General features: G+C 66.9%; 20 protein-coding genes and 1 tRNA gene. 20 read left to right on the forward strand and 1 reads right to left on the reverse strand.

Annotation, left to right across the window (positions count from 1 at the left end; genetic code table 11):
• Positions 1-2: 2 nt before the first annotated feature.
• Positions 3-75: transfer RNA gene (locus AQZ59_RS04295), tRNA-Arg, on the reverse strand.
• Positions 76-172: 97 nt separating this feature from the next.
• Here AQZ59_RS04295 and argS point away from each other — a divergent pair.
• The 20 genes from argS (at position 173) to AQZ59_RS04395 (ending at position 19785) form a co-directional block, all read left to right on the forward strand.
• Positions 173-1852: an arginine--tRNA ligase gene (gene argS, locus AQZ59_RS04300; protein ID WP_062613437.1), complete on the forward strand. Its 1680-nt coding sequence runs from the start codon at positions 173-175 to the stop codon at positions 1850-1852.
• A gap of 2 nt (positions 1853-1854) precedes the next feature.
• Positions 1855-3210 carry a diaminopimelate decarboxylase gene (gene lysA, locus AQZ59_RS04305; RefSeq protein ID WP_062613438.1) on the forward strand — a complete coding sequence of 452 codons (1356 nt, stop codon included), beginning with the start codon at positions 1855-1857 and terminating at the stop codon, positions 3208-3210.
• Between the two features lie 14 nt (positions 3211-3224).
• Entirely contained in the window at positions 3225-4502 is a 1278-nt protein-coding gene (locus AQZ59_RS04310) for a homoserine dehydrogenase (protein WP_062613524.1), read from the forward strand.
• The gene (gene thrC / locus AQZ59_RS04315) at positions 4502-5605 is read left to right on the forward strand and encodes a threonine synthase (protein ID WP_062613439.1); all 1104 of its coding nucleotides are present in this window, start codon (positions 4502-4504) and stop codon (positions 5603-5605) included. The genes AQZ59_RS04310 and thrC overlap by 1 nt, the downstream gene beginning before the upstream one ends.
• Positions 5602-6495 carry a homoserine kinase gene (thrB, locus tag AQZ59_RS04320; RefSeq protein WP_062613440.1) on the forward strand — a complete coding sequence of 298 codons (894 nt, stop codon included), beginning with the start codon at positions 5602-5604 and terminating at the stop codon, positions 6493-6495. Before thrC ends, thrB begins: the two co-directional genes overlap by 4 nt.
• Positions 6496-6712: 217 nt before the next feature.
• Positions 6713-8416 carry a transcription termination factor Rho gene (gene rho / locus AQZ59_RS04325; protein ID WP_062613441.1) on the forward strand — a complete coding sequence of 568 codons (1704 nt, stop codon included), beginning with the start codon at positions 6713-6715 and terminating at the stop codon, positions 8414-8416.
• Positions 8417-8554: 138 nt separating this feature from the next.
• Complete coding sequence (gene rpmE / locus AQZ59_RS04330) at positions 8555-8767, forward strand: 50S ribosomal protein L31 (RefSeq protein WP_062613442.1); 213 nt, start codon at positions 8555-8557, stop codon at positions 8765-8767.
• Between the two features lie 69 nt (positions 8768-8836).
• Positions 8837-9949 (forward strand): peptide chain release factor 1, encoded by a 1113-nt coding sequence (gene prfA, locus AQZ59_RS04335; RefSeq protein WP_062613443.1) that lies wholly within the window; start codon positions 8837-8839, stop codon positions 9947-9949.
• Complete coding sequence (gene prmC, locus AQZ59_RS04340) at positions 9950-10768, forward strand: peptide chain release factor N(5)-glutamine methyltransferase (protein WP_062613444.1); 819 nt, start codon at positions 9950-9952, stop codon at positions 10766-10768.
• Entirely contained in the window at positions 10765-11370 is a 606-nt protein-coding gene (locus AQZ59_RS04345) for an L-threonylcarbamoyladenylate synthase (RefSeq protein ID WP_062613445.1), read from the forward strand. Before prmC ends, AQZ59_RS04345 begins: the two co-directional genes overlap by 4 nt.
• Positions 11367-12461, forward strand: coding sequence for an MraY family glycosyltransferase (locus AQZ59_RS04350; RefSeq protein ID WP_082661164.1), 1095 nt, complete (start codon positions 11367-11369; stop codon positions 12459-12461). Before AQZ59_RS04345 ends, AQZ59_RS04350 begins: the two co-directional genes overlap by 4 nt.
• Positions 12451-12858 carry a hypothetical protein gene (locus AQZ59_RS04355; protein ID WP_062613446.1) on the forward strand — a complete coding sequence of 136 codons (408 nt, stop codon included), beginning with the start codon at positions 12451-12453 and terminating at the stop codon, positions 12856-12858. Before AQZ59_RS04350 ends, AQZ59_RS04355 begins: the two co-directional genes overlap by 11 nt.
• A gap of 180 nt (positions 12859-13038) precedes the next feature.
• Positions 13039-13860 carry a F0F1 ATP synthase subunit A gene (atpB, locus tag AQZ59_RS04360; protein ID WP_062613447.1) on the forward strand — a complete coding sequence of 274 codons (822 nt, stop codon included), beginning with the start codon at positions 13039-13041 and terminating at the stop codon, positions 13858-13860.
• Positions 13861-13888: 28 nt separating this feature from the next.
• Positions 13889-14098 carry an ATP synthase F0 subunit C gene (gene atpE, locus AQZ59_RS04365; protein WP_062613448.1) on the forward strand — a complete coding sequence of 70 codons (210 nt, stop codon included), beginning with the start codon at positions 13889-13891 and terminating at the stop codon, positions 14096-14098.
• Positions 14099-14100: 2 nt separating this feature from the next.
• The gene (gene atpF, locus AQZ59_RS04370) at positions 14101-14655 is read left to right on the forward strand and encodes a F0F1 ATP synthase subunit B (protein WP_062613449.1); all 555 of its coding nucleotides are present in this window, start codon (positions 14101-14103) and stop codon (positions 14653-14655) included.
• A 1-nt stretch (position 14656) separates the two neighbouring features.
• Positions 14657-15466, forward strand: a complete 810-nt coding sequence (locus AQZ59_RS04375) for a F0F1 ATP synthase subunit delta (RefSeq protein ID WP_062613450.1) — start codon at positions 14657-14659, stop codon at positions 15464-15466.
• Between the two features lie 42 nt (positions 15467-15508).
• The gene (gene atpA / locus AQZ59_RS04380) at positions 15509-17134 is read left to right on the forward strand and encodes a F0F1 ATP synthase subunit alpha (protein ID WP_062613451.1); all 1626 of its coding nucleotides are present in this window, start codon (positions 15509-15511) and stop codon (positions 17132-17134) included.
• Between the two features lie 2 nt (positions 17135-17136).
• Entirely contained in the window at positions 17137-18024 is an 888-nt protein-coding gene (locus tag AQZ59_RS04385; protein WP_062613452.1) for a F0F1 ATP synthase subunit gamma, read from the forward strand.
• A gap of 13 nt (positions 18025-18037) precedes the next feature.
• A complete protein-coding gene (gene atpD / locus AQZ59_RS04390) occupies positions 18038-19501 on the forward strand; it encodes a F0F1 ATP synthase subunit beta (protein WP_062613453.1) in 1464 nt (487 codons plus the stop codon).
• Positions 19498-19785, forward strand: coding sequence for a F0F1 ATP synthase subunit epsilon (locus AQZ59_RS04395; protein WP_062613454.1), 288 nt, complete (start codon positions 19498-19500; stop codon positions 19783-19785). Before atpD ends, AQZ59_RS04395 begins: the two co-directional genes overlap by 4 nt.
• Positions 19786-19795: the final 10 nt, after the last annotated feature.

Consider the following 19795-nt stretch of genomic DNA (forward strand, 5'->3'; position numbering starts at 1 on the left):
AGTACCCCGAACAGGATTCGAACCTGCGACCTTCTGCTCCGGAGGCAGACGCTCTATCCCCTGAGCTATCGGGGCCCGGCGATTCGTCAGTCTAACACCGCAGGCCGCGCAGAATCGAATCGTGTGGTGATACCAAATTGGGTGCGTCGGCGGGCGCCGGTATGCTTGGTGCATGACACCTGAAGATCTTTCTGCCTTTATACGCACCTCGCTCGAGCAGGCGATCGCCGCCGGTGAGGTCAACCTGGATCCGGCCGACCTGCCGGACGTGAAGGTCGAGCGCCCGCGCAGTCGCGAACACGGCGATTGGGCCACGAATGTTGCCCTGCAGCTGGCAAAGAAGGCGGGCACGAACCCGCGCGCGCTCGCGGAACTCCTCAAGGGCAGGATTGCAGGCTCGGAGGCGATTGCGGCCGTGGATATCGCCGGCCCGGGATTCATGAACATCACGCTGAACGCGGCCGCCGCGGGTGAGCTTGCTCGCACGATCGTGGAGGCCGGGGAGGCCTACGGCACGGCGAATGTGCTGGCGGGCTCCACCATCAACCTTGAATACGTCTCGGCCAACCCCACCGGCCCGATCCACGTGGGCGGCGCGCGCTGGGCCGCCGTCGGCGATTCGCTTTCCCGCATCCTCAAGGCCAGCGGTGCGGACGTGGTACGCGAGTACTACTTCAACGATCACGGCGCCCAGATCGACCGCTTCTCTAAGTCCCTGCTCGCCCGCGCCCGTGGTGAGGAGGCGCCGGAGGACGGGTACGGGGGCCAGTACATCGCCGACATCGCCCAGCAGGTGATCGCCGACGAGCTCGCGGCCGGGCGCCCGGACCCGGCGGGGCTTGACGACGACGCGGCGCGCGAGGTCTTCCGCGAGCGCGGCGTCAACCTCATGTTTGCCGCGATCAAGGATGAGATGCGTGACTTCCGCGTGGAGTTCGACGTGTACTTCCACGAGGATTCGCTGCACGAGTCGGGCGCGGTGGATGCGGCGATCGCGCGCCTAGATGAGCAGGGCGTGATCTTTAAGGCCGACGGCGCCACGTGGATCCGCACTACGGACTTCGGCGATGACAAGGACAGGGTGATCATCAAGTCCGACGGGGACGCGGCCTACTTCGCGGGCGACATCGCCTATTACCTGAACAAGCGCGAGCGTGGCGCGGACCGCGTGGTCATCATTCTGGGCGCCGACCACCACGGCTACATCGGGCGCATGTACGCGATGGCGCGCGCTTTCGGTGACACGGCCGGCCTCGGGGAGAACTTGGAGATCCTCATCGGCCAGCTGGTGAGCCTGGTGCGGGACGGGGAGCCGGTGAAGATGTCCAAGCGCGCCGGCACGATCGTGGTATTGAGCGACCTGGTGGAGGCGGCCGGGGTGGACGCCGCCCGCTACTCGCTGGTGCGCGCCGCGATGGACTCCCCGCTGGAGATCGACCTGGGCCTCATTACCTCCAACACGAACGAGAACCCGGTCTACTACGTTCAGTACGCCCACGCGCGCACCTGCGCCGTGGACCGCAATGCGGCCGAGCACGGCGTGAGGCGCGATGCCTTCGACCCGGCCCTCCTGGATGGGGAGGCGGACGAGGAGCTGCTGGCAACGCTCGCCCAATACCCGGTGATCGTGGCGCAGGCGGCCGAGCTTCGCGAGCCGCATCGTGTGGCCCGCTACCTCGAGGAGCTGGCGGGCAAGTACCACTCGTGGTACGGCATCTCGCGCGTGACCCCGCGCGGGGATGACCCGGTCAGCCCCGTCCACCAGACCCGCCTGTGGCTCAACGACGCCACCGGTCAGGTGCTGTGCAACGGTCTGGCGCTGCTCGGCGTCAGCGCCCCGGAGAGGATGTAACCGTGGTGGCCCGCGCACCCGAGCCGACAGGCCGCCCGGACGGGGTGTGGTCGGCGAACGTCGCCCGCACCGAGTCGGGCGAGCTTGCGGTGGCGGGCGTGCCCGTGACGCAGATCGCCGGCGAGTTTGGCACGCCCACCTACATCTTGGACGAGGCGGACATGCGTGCCCGGGCGCGGGCCTGGAAGAACGCGATGGATGCGGCCTTCGCCCCGCTCGCGGGCGCTGACGTCTACTACGCCGGCAAGGCCTTCCTCAGCAAGGCCGTGGCCCGCTGGATGGCTAAGGAGGGGCTGAACATCGACTCGGCCTCCGAGGGAGAGTTGCGCACGGCGCTCTCGGCCGGCGTGCCGGGCAGCCGCATCGGCCTGCACGGGAACAACAAGTCGGATGCCGAGATCACGCTCGCGCTCGAGTGCGGCTCGGCCCACATCGTGGTCGACTCCCTGCCCGAGATCGAGCAGGTGGCGCGTATCGCGCGGGCGGCCGGCACGCGCGCCCCCGTCTACGTGCGCCTGACCACGGGCGTTCACGCCGGCGGGCACGATTTCATCCAAACGGCCCACGAGGACCAAAAGTTCGGCCTGTCGGTGACCACGGGCGCGGCGCAGGAGGCCATCTCCCGCATCGCCGCGAATCCCGCGCTCTCGCTCATCGGCCTGCACTCCCACATCGGCTCCCAGATCCTCGCCGCTGACGGCTTCGCACAGGCAGCGCGCGCCGTGCTGGACGTGCGGGCGTGGGCAGCGGGCCAGGGCATTGAGATTACGGAGGTGGACCTGGGCGGGGGATACGGCGTGCGTTACACCGACGCCGACGCCGTCCCGCCAGCCCCCGAGGAGTTCGCCCGGGTGCTCGCCGCCGCCGTTTCCGAGCACGTGGCACAAACGGGCCTGCGCCCGCCGCGCGTGTCGATCGAGCCGGGCCGCTCGATCGTGGCACCGGCGATGATGACCCTCTACACGGTGGGCACGATCAAGGACGTGGCCACCGATTCCGGCCCGCGCCGCTACGTTTCCGTGGACGGCGGCATGTCCGATAACCTCCGTCCCGCCCTCTACGGCGCCCAGTACACGGCGCTCGTGGCGAACCGGCTCGTGGAGGGCGAGGAGGCGCGCTGTCGCGTGGTGGGCAAGCACTGCGAGTCGGGGGACATCGTGGTTCACGACGTCGCTCTGCCGCCGCTCGCGGCCGGGGACCTGCTGGCCGTGCCCGTCACCGGGGCCTATGGGCGCTCGATGGGATCGAACTACAACATGTTGCCGCGCCCTGGCGTTGTCTCAGTAAGAGACGGACACTGCAGGGTTATCCTCCGCCGTGAGACAATCGAGGATCAGCTCGCCCTTGACGTGGGCTAGTGCGAAAGGACGACATGAGTATCAAGATTGCGCTCCTCGGCTGCGGCACCGTGGGCACTCAGGTGGCCCGCCTGCTGTCCGAAAAAAACGCGCTGCTCTCGGCGCGCGCCGGGGCGGACCTCGAACTAATCGGGATCGCGGTATCGAACCTCGCCGCCGAACGCGACCCGGCGATCGACCGGGCCCTGATCACCACTGACGCGGCCGGGCTCATCGAGCAGGCCGACGTCGTGATCGAGCTCATTGGCGGCATCGAACCCCCGCGCACGCTCATCCGCCACGCCCTCGAATCGGGCGCCTCGGTGGTGACGGGCAACAAGGCGCTGCTAGCCGAGCACGGCCCCGAGCTGTATGACCTGGCGAAGGAAAAGAAGGTCGACCTGTATTACGAGGCGGCCGTGGCCGGCGCGGTGCCGGTGGTCTACGCGGTGCGCGAGTCGCTCGCGGGGGACTCGGTCAAGGCGATCAAGGGCATCCTCAACGGAACCACGAACTACATCCTCGATGAGATGACCACCAAGGGCCTCACCTTCGACGAGGTGCTCGCCACCGCCCAGGAGCTCGGGTACGCGGAGGCGGACCCCACGGCCGACGTCGACGGCTTCGACGCCGCTGCGAAGATCGCGATCCTCGCCTCCCTCGCCTTCCACAAGCGGGTCTCGCTCGCCGACGTCGACGTGGAGGGCATCCGCTCGATCACGGACGCGGACATCGAGGCGGCCACGAAGAACGGCTACGTCATCAAGCTGGTGGCGACCGCAACCCAGGCCGGCGGCAAGATCGAGACGCGCGTGGCGCCCTCGCTCGTGCCCGTATCCCACCCGCTGGCCTCCATCGGCGGTTCCTTCAACGCGGTGGTCATCGAGGCCGAGTCCGCGGACCGACTCATGTTCTACGGCAGGGGAGCGGGAGGCGCCCCCACGGCGTCGGCGGTGCTGTCCGACGTCGTTGCAGCGGCGGCGAAGAAGGTGCTGGGTGGGCGTGCCCCGCAGGAGATCGTGCTCGGCGAGTCGGAGTTCATGGACGCCGGGGAATCGGTCTCGCGCTACTTCGTGCGCCTGCAGGTGGCCGACAGGGTGGGCGTGCTCGCTGAGGTCACGGACGCGTTCGCGGAGGCGGGCGTGTCGATCTCGGCCGTCAACCAGGAAGTTGACGGCCAGCCTGGCCTGGCGGCGCTCGCGATTACTACGCACGCCGCGTCTGCCGCCGACATGGCGGCTACCATCGAGGCTGTAGGAAAGATTAGTGACGTGCATGAGGTGGTGCGCGTTTTTCGGGTAGAGGACGAATAATGGCTCATCAGTGGCAAGGACTCATCAGCGAATACCGTGAGCGGCTGCCGTTTGCGGACTCGGACCCGGTGGTCACCCTCAAGGAAGGTGGCACGCCGCTCGTTTATGCCAAGGCGCTGTCGGAGAAGCTGGACGCCGAGGTGTACGTCAAGGTGGAGGGCGCGAACCCCACCGGCTCGTTCAAGGACCGCGGCATGACCACCGCGATCTCGCAGGTGCTGCAGACTGGCGTGGAGGTGGTGGCTTGCGCCTCCACTGGTAACACGTCGGCGTCGGCGGCTGCCTACGCCGTGGCGGCGGGGCTGCAGTGCGCTGTTATCCTGCCCGCGGGCAAGATCGCGGCGGGCAAGCTCGCCCAGGCGATCGTGCATGGCGCCCGCCTCGTGGCGGTGGACGGCAACTTCGACGACTGCCTCAACATCGTGCGCGAGCTGACCGACTCCCACCCGGTGGCGCTCGTCAACTCGGTTAACCCCTACCGCCTGCAGGGTCAGAAGACCGCGGCGTTCGAGATCGTGGACGAGCTGGGTGACGCCCCGGACATCCACGTGTTGCCCGTGGGCAATGCCGGCAACATTTCGGCCTACTGGATGGGCTATAACGAGTACGCCGGCCGGACCACCCTGGCCTCCTTCGACGACTCGGCCCTCCACATGGATCCCGTGGCCGCGAAGGTGCCGCAGATGTGGGGCATTCAGGCGTGGGGCGCGGCACCGCTGGTGCTCGGCCACGTGGTGGACCAGCCCGAGACGATCGCCACCGCGATCCGGATCGGCAACCCGGCCTCCTGGAAGTACGCCGAGGCCGCCCGGGATGATTCGCGCGGCTGGATTGACCGTGTACGCGACGAGCAGATCCTCGCCGCCCAGAAGATCCTCGCCTCCGAGGTGGGGGTGTTCGTGGAGCCGGCGTCGGCGGCGTCGGTGGCCGGGCTCCTCCAGGCCGGCGAGCAGGGCAAGGTGCCGAGCGGTGCGAAGATCGTGTGTACCGTGACCGGCAATGGCCTGAAAGACACGGCCACCGCGCTGGGCGACATGGAGCTGGACTTCGATCCGATCGAGCCGACCACGCAGGCCGCCGCCCGGGTCCTGGGGCTGTCATGAGGATCGTGAACGACACGGCGCGGGTACGGGTGCCGGCGTCGTCGGGAAATCTTGGCCCGGGCTTTGACTCGATGGGCATGGCTCACGACGTGTGGGATGAGGTCTCGGCTACCCTCACCACGGGCGCCTCGAAGGCGATCGTGGTGGGCGAGGGGCATGACACGCTTCCGAAGGACGAGACGCATCTCATCATCCGTGTCATGCGCGAGACCTTCGAGCGTGTGGGCGCGCCGGCCGCCGGCATCGAGCTGGTGTGCCGCAACGCGATCCCGCACGGCAAAGGTATGGGGTCTTCGGCGGCGGCGGTCGTGGCGGGCGTGATGCTCGTGCGCGAGATGCTGGGGAGCCCCGCCGAGTTCACGCTCGAGCAGGTGCTCAACATCGCCGCCGAATACGAAGGCCACCCGGATAACGCCGCGCCCGCGATCTACGGCGGTGTCACCGTGTCTTGGACCGAGGGCGAGGGCTACCGCACGGCCCAGCTCGCGGTTTCCCCGCAGGTGAGGACCACGCTGCTGGTGCCGCACGAGGTGTTACCGACGACGACGGCGCGCGCAGTCCTGCCGCCCACGATTCCGCACGCGGACGCCGCGTTCAACGCCGGGCGGGCCGCGCTGCTCACCCACGCGCTGGCGAGCGATCCCTCGCTGCTGTTTGCCGCTACGGAGGACCGCCTCCACCAGGGCTACCGAGCCGATTCCATGCCGCACACGGCCGCGATGCTCAAGGCGTTGCGCGAGGCGGGCTGGCCCGCCGTGGTGAGCGGGGCTGGGCCCACGATCCTCCTGTTTGCGCAGGTGGCGCCCGAAATGGCGAACATTTTGGCCAAGCAGGGTTTCCGCACGGTGGACTCGAAGCAGGTTGCCGGTGCTCACATTTTGGGGCGTTAGGTTTCCCAAAACGGCCGTGCGCGTGTAGGCTAGCCCCTGACGTGATTGGCTGATTGCCGCGTCAGCGAGGCCCGCTGGGCCCGCGCCACGCACATGTTTCGAGCGCACTGCGCCATCGTGCGGATTATTAACCAAGTGATCTCCGGCTTTGTCCCGGATCCGAGGAAGGAACCTCGTGAGCGAAAATCCAACGCCACCCACAGGCCCCATTTCGACGATGCGCCTTGCCGACCTGCAAGAGTTGGCGGCCTCCATGGGCCTTTCGTTGCCGGCCAAGTCCCGCCGCAACGACTACATTTCTGCCATCCGTGAGGCGCGCTCCGGCCAGGCGCCCGCGAAGAAGAACGCGGCCGAGAAGCCGGCAGGTGCCGAGAAGCCGGCGGAGAAGAGCGCCGAGCGGCCCGCGCGTCGTGACAAGACCCAGCCTGCTGATTCGCAGGCGGTCAACCAGCACGGCGATCCGAGTGCCCGGCTCGACCTGCCGCCGGTCAAGGGCCGGCCGGCGAAGGAGCTGAGCCAGGACGAGAAGAAGGCGGCGCTCGACGCGCTGGGCGATGCCGCCGAGCGTCGTGCCGAGGAAAACGCGGACGACGACTCGCGTGGTCGCCGCGGCCGCCGTCAGCGCAGCCGCAACCGCAACCGCGGCGATCGCAATGACCGAAACGACCGGGGCGAGCGTTCTGAGCGGGGCGACCGTAATAACCACAATGATCGCAACGATCGGAACCGCGACCGCGACCAGGATCGCACCGAGCGCGAGGACGACATCGAGTCGGGTGACGTGCTCATCCCGGTGGCCGGCATCCTCGACATCGACGGCAACAACAACTACCTGCGCACGGGCGGCTACCTGCCCGGCAAGAATGACGCCTACGTCTCCACCCAGATGATCCGCCGTTACGGCCTGCGCCGAGGCGACGCGATCCAGGGCGCAGTGCGCGACGCGTCGGCGGCGGGTAATCGCCGCGGCCGCCAGCACAAGTTCAACCCCTTGGTGGAGGTCACCGCCATCAACGGCATGGCCCCGGACGAGGCGCGCGAGCGGCCCGAGTTCAACAAGCTCACCCCGCTCTACCCGAACGAAATGCTGCGGATGGAGACCACGCAGAAGGCGCTGACCACCCGCGTCATCGACCTCGTGGCCCCGATCGGTAAGGGCCAGCGTGGCCTCATCGTCTCCCCGCCGAAGGCGGGTAAGACCGTGGTCATGCAGCAGATCGCGATGGCGATCGCGAACAACAACCCGGACGTTCACCTCATGGTGGTGCTCGTGGACGAGCGCCCCGAGGAAGTGACGGACATGCAGCGCCTGGTCAAGGGCGAGGTCATTGCTTCCACCTTCGACCGCCCGGCCTCCGACCACACGATCGTGGCCGAGCTGGCGGTGGAGCGCGCCAAGCGCCTGGTCGAGCTCGGCCAGGACGTTGTCATCCTCCTCGATTCCCTCACCCGCCTCGGGCGCGCCTACAACCTGGCCGCCCCGGCGTCGGGCCGTATCCTGTCGGGTGGTGTGGACGCCGGCGCGCTCTACCCGCCCAAGAAGTTCTTCGGCGCGGCGCGCAACATCGAAAACGGCGGCTCGCTCACCATCATCGCCTCGGCGCTGGTGGAGACGGGCTCGAAGATGGACGAGGTCATCTTCGAGGAGTTCAAGGGCACGGGCAACATGGAGCTGCGCCTCTCGCGCCAGCTGGCCGACCGCCGTATCTTCCCGGCCGTGGACCTCAACGCTTCCGGTACGCGCCGCGAGGAGCTGCTGTTCAGCCCTGAGGAGCTCAAGATCGTGTGGCACCTGCGCCGCGCGCTGGGCACCCTCGAACTGCAGGAGGCCTCGGACTACGTGCTGGGCCGCATGCGCAAGACCGAGTCGAACGCTGAGTTCCTCATGTCGGTGGTGCGAGGTATGCAGAACGCGGACTAGGAGTGGGGCCGGCGGTGTGACCAACGGGGCACCGCCGGTCGCTACCCAACCCCTTGCGTGCTGTGGTTAAATTGACCGTCGGCTTCTGGTTCACCGGCTCGCCGGACCCAGGGCATCAAACGATCCAAGGAGAAAGAAATGAAGCAGGGTATCCACCCCGATTACCACGACATTCACGTCACCTGCACCTGCGGCAACGAATTCGAGACTCGGTCCACGCTTCCGGGCGGTTCGTTGCGCGTTGAGGTGTGCAGCGCCTGCCACCCGTTCTACACGGGCAAGCAGAAGATCCTCGACACCGGCGGCCGCGTGGCCCGCTTCGAGGCTCGCTACGGCAAGCGCACCAAGTAACTGGGCTTTACAACGCCGGTACAGTGTTATCTGTACCGGCGTTGGCTTTTATGTTGAGAGATTAGGTTCATGAGTGAGTTCCCTGCCGCGCAGGCCGCGGCCGAAGAGTATGCGGACATTGAAAAGCAGATGGCGTCCCCCGAAGTGCTGGCCAAGCCGGAGAAGCTACGTAAGCTGGGCCGGCGCTACGCCGAGCTGCGGCGTGTGGTGACGCGCTACGAGCACTGGCTGGCCGCCTCCACGGATCTGAGCGAGGCGAAGGAGATCGTGGAGCTCGGCGGAGAGGACGGGGAACTGTTCGCCGCGGAGTTGCCGCGTCTGCAGGCCGAGGTGGACGACGCGGCCGATTCGTTGCGTGACGCGCTGTTGCCGCGCGATCCCGACGACGGCCGAGACGTCATCCTCGAGGTCAAGGCGGGCGAGGGCGGCGAGGAGTCCGCGCTGTTCGCCTCCGACCTGCTGCGCATGTACCAGCGCTATGCCGAGTCGAAGGGCTGGTCCACCCAGATCCTGTCGCACACCGACACGGACATGGGCGGGTACAAGGACGTCCAGGTGGCGATCAAGGCCAAGAATGTGCCGGAGGATCCGTCCGACGGCGTGTGGGCGCACCTGAAGTATGAGGCGGGCGTGCACCGCGTCCAGCGCGTGCCGGTCACGGAGTCGCAGGGCCGCGTGCACACCTCCGCCGCCGGCGTCCTCGTGTTTGCCGAGGTGGACGAGCCGGAGGAAGTGCAGATCAACGATAACGATCTGCGCATCGATGTCTACCGCTCCTCGGGCCCGGGCGGCCAGTCGGTCAACACCACGGATTCGGCCGTGCGCATCACCCACCTGCCCACGGGCATCACCGTGTCGATGCAGGATGAGAAGTCACAGATCAAGAACCGTGAGGCGGCCATGCGCGTGCTTCTGGCACGGCTGCGCCAAGCCCAGATGGAGGAGCTGGCGGCCAAGGAGGCCGATCAGCGCCGCTCGCAGGTGCGCACCGTGGACCGCTCCGAGCGTGTGCGCACGTACAACTTCCCCGAGAACCGGATCGCCGATCACCGCACGGGATTCAAGGCTCACAACCTCGATCAGGTGCTCGCCGGCCACCTCGACGACGTCATCACCTCCCTGCGCGAAAAGGACGAGGAGGAGCGCCTCCAGGCGGCAGCCGACGAAGCCGAGGCCCAGTAAATGTGGGCGCAGGCGATCGCCCGGGCGTGCGCTGAGCTGACCGCCGCGGGCGTGCCCTCCCCGGAGGCCGACGCCCGCCTACTCGCCCAGCTCGTTGCAGGGGAGCGAGTGCAGGGGACGCCATCCCCGCAGGAGCTGGCCCGCTACGAGGAGCTCGTGGCCGCCCGCGCCCGCCGCGTGCCGCTCCAGCACCTGGAGGGTACGATGTATTTCCGCTACCTTGAGCTCGAGGCGCGGCCGGGGGTGTTCATCGTGCGGCCTGAGACCGAGTCGGTGGTCGAGGCCGCGCTGGCCGACATCCGAGCGTTGCCGGATCCGCTGGTGGCGGACCTGTGCACTGGCTCGGGCGCGATCGCGATCTCGATCGCCACCGAATCGAACGCCCGCGTGCTCGCGGTTGAGCGCTCTGCCGATACCTTCGCCTCCGCCGCCCTCAACAACGCCCGCTACGGCGGCCTTGTCAGCCTCGTCCAGGGCGACGCGCTTGAGGAGCTGGAGGAGTACGCGGGCCGCATCGACGTCGTCGTGAGCAACCCTCCCTACGTGGCGCCGTGGCACGAGCTGTCGCCGGAGGTGCGCCAGGACCCGGAGCTCGCGCTGTTTGGCGGCGGGACGGACGGGCTGGATCTGCCCCGGCAGTTGGTGGCGCGCGCCCACCTCCTCCTGCGAGGTGGGGGTATCCTCATCATGGAACATGGAGACGAGCAGGGCGAGGCCCTCCGCGCGGCCGCCACCGAGTGCGGCTTCGTGGACGTCACCACCGGGCGTGACCTGGCCGGCCGGGACCGGTGGCTGCGCGCACGAAAGGAACGCCAATGAAAGTACCGGCGAGCGACCAGCGCGCCATTGCACTGGCCAGCGCGGCGATTGCGCGCGGGGAAGTTATCTGCCTGCCCACCGACACGGTTTACGGCATCGGCGCCGATCCCTTTAACACCGACGCCGTCACCCGGCTGCTGACAGCCAAGTCCCGCACGCGCGCCAACCCGCCGCCCGTGCTCGTGGCCGAGGGACAGGCCGAGGAGCTGAGCGAGGAGATCTCGCCGGCGGCCCGGGCGCTCATGGAGGCCTTCTGGCCGGGAGCGATGACAATCGTGGTGCCCGCGCGCGCCTCGATTGGCTGGGACCTGGGCGAGACGAACGGGACCGTGGCGCTGCGCATGCCCGATTCGGATACCACGCTTGCGCTCCTTCGCGCGGTGGGCCCGCTCGCGGTGACGAGCGCCAACCAGCACGGCCAGCCGCCCGCCACTGCGGTGGAGGCGGCGATGGACCAGCTCGGCGGCGCGGTCTCCCTTTACCTCGACGGCGGCCCGTCGGCCGGGGGAGTGGCCTCCACGATCGTCAGCGTGGTTGGCGAGCCGACAATTTTGCGTCAGGGCGCGATCAGCGCCGACGCCGTGTGGCAGGCGCTGGCGTGAGAACCTACCTCCTCATCCTCGTCCTCGCCGCGGCCCTCACCTACCTGCTGGTGCCGCTGGTGTTGCGCATCGCGCTCGCCACAGGCGCGATAACCCAGATCCGCGAGCGTGACGTCCACTCCACCCCGATCGCCCGTCTGGGCGGTGTGGCGATGTTTGCCGGGCTCGTGGGGGCGCTCGCGCTCGCCAGCCAGATCCCCTACCTGCGTGAGGTGTTCGCGCCGAGCACGGGGGTGTGGGCGATCCTGTGGGGCGGGGCAATCATGTGCGTCCTGGGCGCGATCGACGACGTGTGGGAGCTGACCTGGTATTCGAAGTTCGCCGGTGAGATCCTGGCGGCCGGTGTGATGGCGTGGCAGGGCGTGCAGCTGGTGACGGTGCCACTTTTGGGACTGACCGTGGGCTCCACGCGCCTGACCCTGTTTGCCACAATCATCGCGGTGGTCGTGGTGGCCAATGCCGTGAACTTCGTGGACGGCCTGGACGGGCTGGCGGCCGGGGTGGTCGGCATCGCGGCGTTCGCCTTCTTCATCTACGCCTACTACCTCACCCGAGAGGTCTCGCCCGGTGACTACACCTCCGTGGCGACGACCGTGCTCGCGGCTCTCGTGGGCAGTTGCGTGGGCTTCCTGCCGCACAACTTCCACCCGGCGAGGATCTTCATGGGTGATTCGGGCGCACTCATGCTCGGTACCGTGCTCGCGGGCGCCACGATCCTGGTTACGGGTCAGATCGACCCGGCCACGGTGGGCGCCCGCCAGGCCCTGCCCGCATTCATGCCGCTCGTCATCCCCCTGCTCGTGCTCCTCATTCCGCTCATTGACCTCACGTGGGCCGTGTTCCGCCGCGTGCGCCAGGGGCGTTCGCCCTTCTCCGCCGACGCCGGCCACCTCCACCACCGCCTCCTGCGCCGGGGCCACTCCCACACCGTGGCCGTGCTCATCTTGTACATGTGGACCGCGATCGCCTCCTTCTCCGCCGTCGCCTACACGGTCTATCCCGGCCCGCGCGTGCTGGCGGGCGCGGCGCTCACGATCTTCGCCGGCACTGCGGTGACTTGGCAGAAGTTCGGAAAGCGCCGTGCGGCGTAGGCCGGGCGAGTCGTACACGGCGGCCGGGCTGATCGCTCGGGCCACGCTGGGCGCGGCCGCCCTGGTCGGCGTCGTGACCGTGATCGCCGCGCTCCTCGTCCCGGCCGAGCGCCTGTCCATCTTGGCCGGCGGCGGGATCGCGGTGCTCATCAACCTCGTGACGCTCAGCGCGAGCGCGCTTGCCGCGCGCTATTTCGCCGACGCGCAGGGTGCGGCGATGGTTGGGGCGTACGTGGTGAAGATGGCGGCCTTCGGGGTGGCCTTGCTTGCGTTGCGGGGTTCGGGGCTGAACCTGCGCGTGGTCGTCGGCGTCTTCGCCCTCGCCCTCCTTGCCTCCCTCCTCGTTTACTCCGTCCTTGCCCTCCGCAGGGCCGGCCCACACGTGGGGCAGGGGTAGCGGAAAACCACCGGTCAGGCACGCGCCACGAGACGGGCATAAGTCACAAAAATCTCCGAGCGAGACCAGGGGGTCATGGGTTACCTTGGAAGCAAGGAAAATACTCAGGTAGAGTGTTTTGAGGTCGTGTCAGCATCGACGCACATGAGGACATCGCACTAGTTGGGGTTTGAACGCACTGTGAATCTTTACGCGCTTGCAACGCTACCCATCTTCCTCACGGGGGAGGGTGAGAGCTTCGTTCCGCCTACGCTCGAGCACGAATTCAACCCGCCGGCGCTTTTCTTCGAAGGCACGATCTTTGAGATGAACCGCATCATCATGGTGCGCATGATCGCCGCCCTGGTGCTGGCCTTCATCCTCATCTGGTACGCGCGCAACCGCAGGCTCGTCCCCAACCGCCGCCTGGCCGCCGTCGAATCCCTCCTTGACTTTTCCAAGGTGCAAATTGGCGAGGAGATCCTCGGCAAGGAACGCGCCCACCAGTACCAGCCCCTGATCATGACCATCTTCTTGGGCATCTTCTTCATGAACATCACCGGCGTGGTGCCCGGCCTGCAGATCGCCGGAACGTCGCTGATCGGCATGCCTCTCATCTTCGCGATCTTCTCCTACGTGGGCTTCATCGCGGCCGGCGTCAAGGCCCGCGGGGGCCTGCGCTTCTTCAAGGAGCAGCTCTTCCCGCCGGGCGTGCCGTGGCCGATCTATTTCATCATGACGCCGATCGAGTTCCTCTCCACCTTCGTGCTACGCCCGGCTACGCTCACCCTGCGACTCCTCATGAACCTCGTGGCGGGCCACCTCATCCTCGCCCTGTGCTTTGCCGGTACGCACTTCCTCTACTTCACGCTGTCGGGCGCGCTCGGCGTGGCCACCGGTACGGTGACCTTCATCGGCGCACTCGCGTTCATGTGCTTCGAGATTTTCGTCGCGGCACTGCAGGCCTACATCTTCGCGATGCTGACGGCCTCCTACATTTCCCTGTCCATTTCAGAACACTGATACCCACTCAACAAAAGGAAAGAAAACAATGATCGGAAACATCGCCACCATCGGTTACGGTCTTGCTACCCTCGGCCCGTCTATCGGCATCGGCATGATCGGCGCCAAGAACCAGGAAGCAACGGCTCGTCAGCCGGAGATCGCGGGTATCCTCCGCGTCAACATGTTCCTTTCGATCGCGTTTGCGGAGGCCCTGGGCCTGATTGGCTTCGGTGCTGGCCTCGTCTTCGGTGCATAAGAATGCGTGAGACGATTCTTGCAGAGGGCGGCGACTACAACCTGCTCTTTCCTGCACCGTCGGAACTCCTCTGGGGCACGCTGGCGTTCATCCTCGTGGCTGTGGCGGTCTACAAGTTCGCCTGGCCGTCGTTCGTCGCGATGCTTGACGAGCGCGCGGAGAAGATCGAGGAGGGCCTGAAGGCCGCTGAGGTCGCGCGCGCCGAGGTTGCCGACCAGCAGGCTAAGCTCGCGGAGGAGATCCGCGAGGCCCAGCGTGAGGCCACGGGCATCCGCGAGAACGCCCAGGACAACGCGAAGGCGATCATCGCCGAGGCCCAGGCCAAGGCCCGCAGCGAGGCCGACGGCCTGATCACTAGCGCCCAGCGCCGTATCGACGCCGACTCGGAGGCAGCCCAGCGCTCTCTCCAGGCAGAGGTGGGCGTGCTGGCCACGGAGCTGGCCGGCCGCATTGTGGGCGAAGCGATTGCTGATGAGGTGCTCGCCCGCCGTGTCATCGATCGCTTCATGGATGATCTTGAGACGATGACCCCGGAGCTGACGGAGGCGGAGTCCTAGGATGCGTGCAGCAAGTCAAGGCGCGCTCGACCGGGCGCGGGAGCGGTGGGAGCCGTTCGTCGCCACCCAGGTGGGCAAGGAGATCGAACTGGCCCTCCAGATGTTCTCCATCGTGGATGTCATCAAGGTCTCCACGGCGCTCACCAACGCACTCGAGGGCGGATCGCGGGACGCGCAGGCGCGTGCGAAGCTCGCACGCGACGTGTTCGGCGGGCGCGTGAGCGACGGAGTGGCCGAGCTCGTGGAGGGACTCGTGCGCGAGGAGTGGTCCCAGCGGGATGACCTGCAGCGGGCCATCGAAGCGCTCGGGGTTGACACGATCCTGCTGGGCGCCCGCCGCGAGGGCGTGCTGTCCACCGTGGAAGAGGAGCTCTACCAGACGATGCGCCTCTACTCGGACAACCGCGATCTGCGCCTTGCCTTCACCACGCCGAACCTGTCCCCGGAGGCCCGCCACCGGTTCGCCGAGCAGCTGTTCCACAACCTCCAGCCGTGGACCGTGGCGCTCATCCGGCGCTCGATCGCGCGCGAACACCACACGATCCCGGGCCTGCTGCGCCGCTACACGTTCGCAGCCGCGCGCCTGGACGAGCACATGGTGGCCGCGGTGACCAGCGCCCTGCCGCTCACGCGCGAGCAGGAGGAGCGCCTGGCACGCATCCTCAGCGCCAAGTACGGCACGCCGGTCAAGATCCACGTTTCCATTGACACGGAAGTCATCGGAGGCCTGCGGATCTACGTGGGGGATGACATCATCGATGGCACTATCGCCAGCCGACTCGACTCGGTTCGAGGGGCATTTACCAACTGATTTTGAAAAGCGGCCTAGCCGCAAGCGAGCGAAGGAAGATAAATGGCTGAACTGATCAAGCCGGAGGAAATCCGGGCTGCGTTGGACAGCTTTGTGAGTTCGTATGAGCCTCCGAAAGCGGCCAGCGAGGAAGTCGGCCACGTCACCCTGACGGCCGACGGCATTGCCCGCGTGGACGGGCTGCCGGGCGCTATGGCGAATGAGCTTTTGCAGTTCGAGGATGACACCCTCGGCTTGGCGATGAACCTGGAAGAGGAAGAGATCGGCGTCGTCGTCCTCGGTGAATTCGAGGGTATCCGCGAGGGCATGGAGGTGCGTCGCACCGGGGAAGTTCTTTCCGTCCCCGTGGGCGATGGCTACCTCGGCCGCGTTGTCGATCCGCTTGGTAAGCCGATCGACGGTCTGGGCGAGATCACGGACCTCGACGGGCGCCGCGCGCTCGAGCTGCAGGCCCCGGGCGTCATGATGCGTAAGTCGGTCCACGAGCCGCTGCAGACCGGCCTCAAGGCGATTGACGCAATGATCCCGATCGGGCGCGGCCAGCGCCAGCTCATCATTGGCGACCGCAAGACGGGCAAGACCGCCCTGGCGATCGACGCCGTACTCAACCAGAAGGCGAACTGGGAGTCGGGCGATCCGACCAAGCAGGTGCGCTGCATCTACGTGGCGGTGGGCCAGAAGGGCTCCACCATCGCTTCTGTGCGGGCCACGCTCGAAGCCAACGGCGCGCTCGAATACACCACGATCGTGGCCGCGCCCGCCTCCGACTCGGCGGGCTTCAAGTACCTCGCCCCCTACACCGGCTCAGCCATCGGCCAGCACTGGATGTACCAGGGCAAGCACGTGCTCATCATCTTTGACGACCTGTCGAAGCAGGCAGAGGCCTACCGCTCGCTGTCCCTCCTGCTGCGCCGCCCGCCGGGGCGTGAGGCCTACCCGGGCGACGTGTTCTACCTGCACTCCCGCCTCCTCGAGCGCTGTGCGAAGCTCTCCGACGAGCTCGGTGCCGGCTCGATGACGGGCCTGCCGATCATCGAGACAAAGGCCAACGACGTCTCGGCCTACATCCCCACCAACGTCATCTCGATCACGGACGGGCAGATCTTCCTCCAGTCGGATCTGTTCAACGCCAACCAGCGCCCCGCTGTCGACGTCGGCATCTCCGTGTCCCGCGTGGGCGGTGACGCGCAGATCAAGGCGATGAAGAAGGTAGCCGGCACGCTGAAGATCACGCTGGCGCAGTACCGCGCCCAGGCGGCGTTCGCGATGTTTGCCTCCGATCTTGACGCGACCACCCGACGCCAGCTCACCCGCGGCGAGCGCCTCATGGAGCTACTCAAGCAGCCGCAGTACACCCCGTACGCGGTCGAGGACCAGGTGGCGTCCGTGTGGGCCGGCACCAACGGTTACCTCGACACGATCGAGCTCAAGGACGTGCACAAGTTCGAATCGGGCTACCTCGACTACCTGCGCCACAACACGAACGTGCTGCAGACCATCCTCGAGACCGGCAAGCTGGAGCCCGAGACGGAGGAGGAGCTGAAGGCGGCCACCGCCAAGTTCCTTGACTCCTTCACCTCCGCCTATGAGACCCACGAGCTGCCGACCGACCAGGTCGATCCTGCCCAGAAGTCGCAGGAGCAGATCGTTCGGTCCAAGAGGGGTTAGTAGTGGCCGGCGAACAGCGTATCTACAAGCAGAAGATCAGGGCGACCGAGACGCTCGAAAAGGTCTTCTCCGCGATGGAGCTCATTGCGGCTTCTCGCGTGGGCAGGGCGCGCAAGCGCGCGCTCGGCCAAGATCCCTATACGCAGGCCCTGACCAAGTCGATCGCGGCGGTTGCCGCACACGCTGACGAGAGCCACCCGATGCTCAACGAGCGTACCGACACGAACCGGGTCCTCGTCTTCGTGGTCACCTCCGATCGCGGCATGGCCGGCGCCTACTCGGCATCCGTGCTGCGCGAGGCGGACCGGCTACGCGAGGAGCTCGAGGCCCAGGGCAAGGAGCCGGTGCTCTACGTCTTCGGCCGGCGCGGGGTGTCGCACTTCAAGTTCCGCGGCGTCGAGCTCGCCGGCTCGTGGACGGGGGAGTCCGACAACCCGAGCGCGGACACCGCTCACGAGATCGCGCGCGAGTTCCTCGCCCGCTTCCTCGCCTCACCGGAGGAGGGCGGAGTTGCCGAGCTGCACACCGTTTACACGCGGTTCGAGTCGATGATCACGCAGAACGTGGAGGTGCGGCGGATGCTGCCGCTCGTCGTCGTCGACGACGAAGCCGGGCTTCACGAAGAGGCGCCGCTGTACGAGTTTGAGCCCTCGCCACGCCAGCTCTTCGACACCCTGCTGCCTATGTACATCGACCAGCGCATCTACGCGGTCCTGCTCATGGCGGCCGCATCGGAGCTGGCCTCGCGCCAACAGGCGATGCACGCGGCCACCGAGAACGCGCAGAACCTCATCGAGGACTACACGCGCCTTGCGAACAATGCTCGCCAGGCAGAGATCACCACTGAAATCACCGAAATTATCTCCGGCGCGGACAGCCTCGGAAAGTAGCGCCAAGAAGGAAATGACTATGACAGATACGTCTCAGAAGCTGGCTGATGGCCGCATCATCCAGGTGGTCGGAGCGGTCGTGGACGTCGAGTTCCCGCCGGATGGCCTTCCTGAAATCAACTACGCCCTCGAAGTCGAGGTCGCCCTGCCCGAGGACGAGGCGGACGGCGCCGAGGTCACGAAGACCATGGTGCTCGAGGTGGCCCAGCACCTGGGCGACAACATCGTGCGTACGATCGCGATGAAGCCCACCGACGGCCTGGTGCGCGGCGCGAAGGTGCGCAACACCGGCGCCCCGATCTCGGTGCCCGTGGGCGACGTGACCAAGGGCCACGTGTTCAACGTGGTGGGCGAGTGCTTGAACCTTGAAGAGGGCGAGACCCTCGAGGTCACCGAACGCTGGCCGATCCACCGCACAGCCCCGAACTTCGATCAGCTCGAGGGCCAGACCAAGATGTTCCAGACGGGCATCAAGGTGATCGACCTCCTCACCCCGTACGTGCAGGGCGGCAAGATCGGCCTGTTTGGCGGCGCGGGCGTGGGCAAGACCGTGCTCATCCAGGAGATGATCCAACGCGTTGCCCAGGATCACGGCGGTGTGTCCGTGTTCGCCGGCGTCGGCGAGCGCACTCGCGAGGGCAATGACCTCATCATGGAGATGGAGGAGGCCGGCGTTCTGGACAAGACCGCCCTGGTCTTCGGCCAGATGGACGAGCCGCCGGGGGTGCGTCTGCGCATCGCCCTGTCCGGTCTGACGATGGCGGAGTACTTCCGCGACGTGCAGAACCAGGACGTGCTACTGTTCATCGACAACATCTTCCGCTTCACGCAGGCTGGCTCCGAGGTCTCCACGCTGCTGGGCCGCATGCCGTCCGCGGTGGGCTACCAGCCCACGCTCGCCGATGAGATGGGCGCCCTCCAGGAGCGCATCACGTCCACGCGCGGCCACTCGATTACGTCGCTGCAGGCCATTTACGTGCCTGCTGACGACTACACCGATCCGGCGCCTGCCACGACGTTCGCCCACCTGGATGCGACCACCGAGCTCTCCCGTGAGATCGCCTCGCGCGGCCTGTACCCGGCGGTGGACCCGCTGGCGTCGACGTCGCGCATCCTCGACCCGCAGTACGTGGGTCAGGCGCATTACGACGTGGCGACCCGCGTGAAGTCCATCCTCCAGAAGAACAAGGAACTTCAGGACATCATTTCGATCCTGGGCGTGGACGAGCTCTCCGAAGAGGACAAGATCACCGTTGCGCGTGCACGCCGCATCGAGCAGTACCTCTCGCAGAACACCTACACGGCCGTGAAGTTTACGGGCGTGGAGGGATCCACGGTGCCGATCGACGAGACGGTTGAGGCCTTCCGTCGCATCACCGAGGGCGAATACGATCACATCCCGGAGCAGGCGTTCTTCAACATCGGCGGCATCGAGGACATCGAGCGCGCCTGGGCGAAGATTCAGGCCGAGTCATGAGGCTAGAGATCGTTACGCGAACCGGGGGCCTCTACAAAGGTGAGGTCTCTGAGCTCGTGGTGCCCGCATTCAACGGCGAGATGGGTATCCTGCCGGGTCACGCCCCCGTCATGGCCGTGATCTACAAGGGCACGGTACGCCTGGTGGAGAATGGGGAGCCGAAGTCCTTCAAGGTTGGCAACGGCTTCATGACCGTGGACCAGGACGACATCACGGTGGTCGTGGAGGATTACGACGACGCCGAGGCCAACGCCAAGATGTTCGAGGAACTGGGCGCGGAATAGGAACGGGCTG

Origin of the sequence: Trueperella bernardiae (genome assembly GCF_001469025.1) — a bacterium.
Classification (GTDB): Bacteria; Actinomycetota; Actinomycetes; order Actinomycetales; family Actinomycetaceae; genus Trueperella; species Trueperella bernardiae.

What these genes read in the sequence shown, in the direction of transcription:
- argS (WP_062613437.1), top strand. Translation starts at nt 173, where the DNA reads ATGACACCTGAAGATCTTTCTGCCTTTATACGCACCTCGCTCGAGCAG.
- AQZ59_RS04310 (WP_062613524.1), top strand. Translation starts at nt 3,225, where the DNA reads ATGAGTATCAAGATTGCGCTCCTCGGCTGCGGCACCGTGGGCACTCAG.
- thrC (WP_062613439.1), top strand. Translation starts at nt 4,502, where the DNA reads ATGGCTCATCAGTGGCAAGGACTCATCAGCGAATACCGTGAGCGGCTG.
- thrB (WP_062613440.1), top strand. Translation starts at nt 5,602, where the DNA reads ATGAGGATCGTGAACGACACGGCGCGGGTACGGGTGCCGGCGTCGTCG.
- rho (WP_062613441.1), top strand. Translation starts at nt 6,713, where the DNA reads ATGCGCCTTGCCGACCTGCAAGAGTTGGCGGCCTCCATGGGCCTTTCG.
- rpmE (WP_062613442.1), top strand. Translation starts at nt 8,555, where the DNA reads ATGAAGCAGGGTATCCACCCCGATTACCACGACATTCACGTCACCTGC.
- prfA (WP_062613443.1), top strand. Translation starts at nt 8,837, where the DNA reads ATGAGTGAGTTCCCTGCCGCGCAGGCCGCGGCCGAAGAGTATGCGGAC.
- prmC (WP_062613444.1), top strand. Translation starts at nt 9,950, where the DNA reads ATGTGGGCGCAGGCGATCGCCCGGGCGTGCGCTGAGCTGACCGCCGCG.
- AQZ59_RS04345 (WP_062613445.1), top strand. Translation starts at nt 10,765, where the DNA reads ATGAAAGTACCGGCGAGCGACCAGCGCGCCATTGCACTGGCCAGCGCG.
- atpE (WP_062613448.1), top strand. Translation starts at nt 13,889, where the DNA reads ATGATCGGAAACATCGCCACCATCGGTTACGGTCTTGCTACCCTCGGC.
- atpF (WP_062613449.1), top strand. Translation starts at nt 14,101, where the DNA reads ATGCGTGAGACGATTCTTGCAGAGGGCGGCGACTACAACCTGCTCTTT.
- AQZ59_RS04375 (WP_062613450.1), top strand. Translation starts at nt 14,657, where the DNA reads ATGCGTGCAGCAAGTCAAGGCGCGCTCGACCGGGCGCGGGAGCGGTGG.
- atpA (WP_062613451.1), top strand. Translation starts at nt 15,509, where the DNA reads ATGGCTGAACTGATCAAGCCGGAGGAAATCCGGGCTGCGTTGGACAGC.
- atpD (WP_062613453.1), top strand. Translation starts at nt 18,038, where the DNA reads ATGACTATGACAGATACGTCTCAGAAGCTGGCTGATGGCCGCATCATC.
- AQZ59_RS04395 (WP_062613454.1), top strand. Translation starts at nt 19,498, where the DNA reads ATGAGGCTAGAGATCGTTACGCGAACCGGGGGCCTCTACAAAGGTGAG.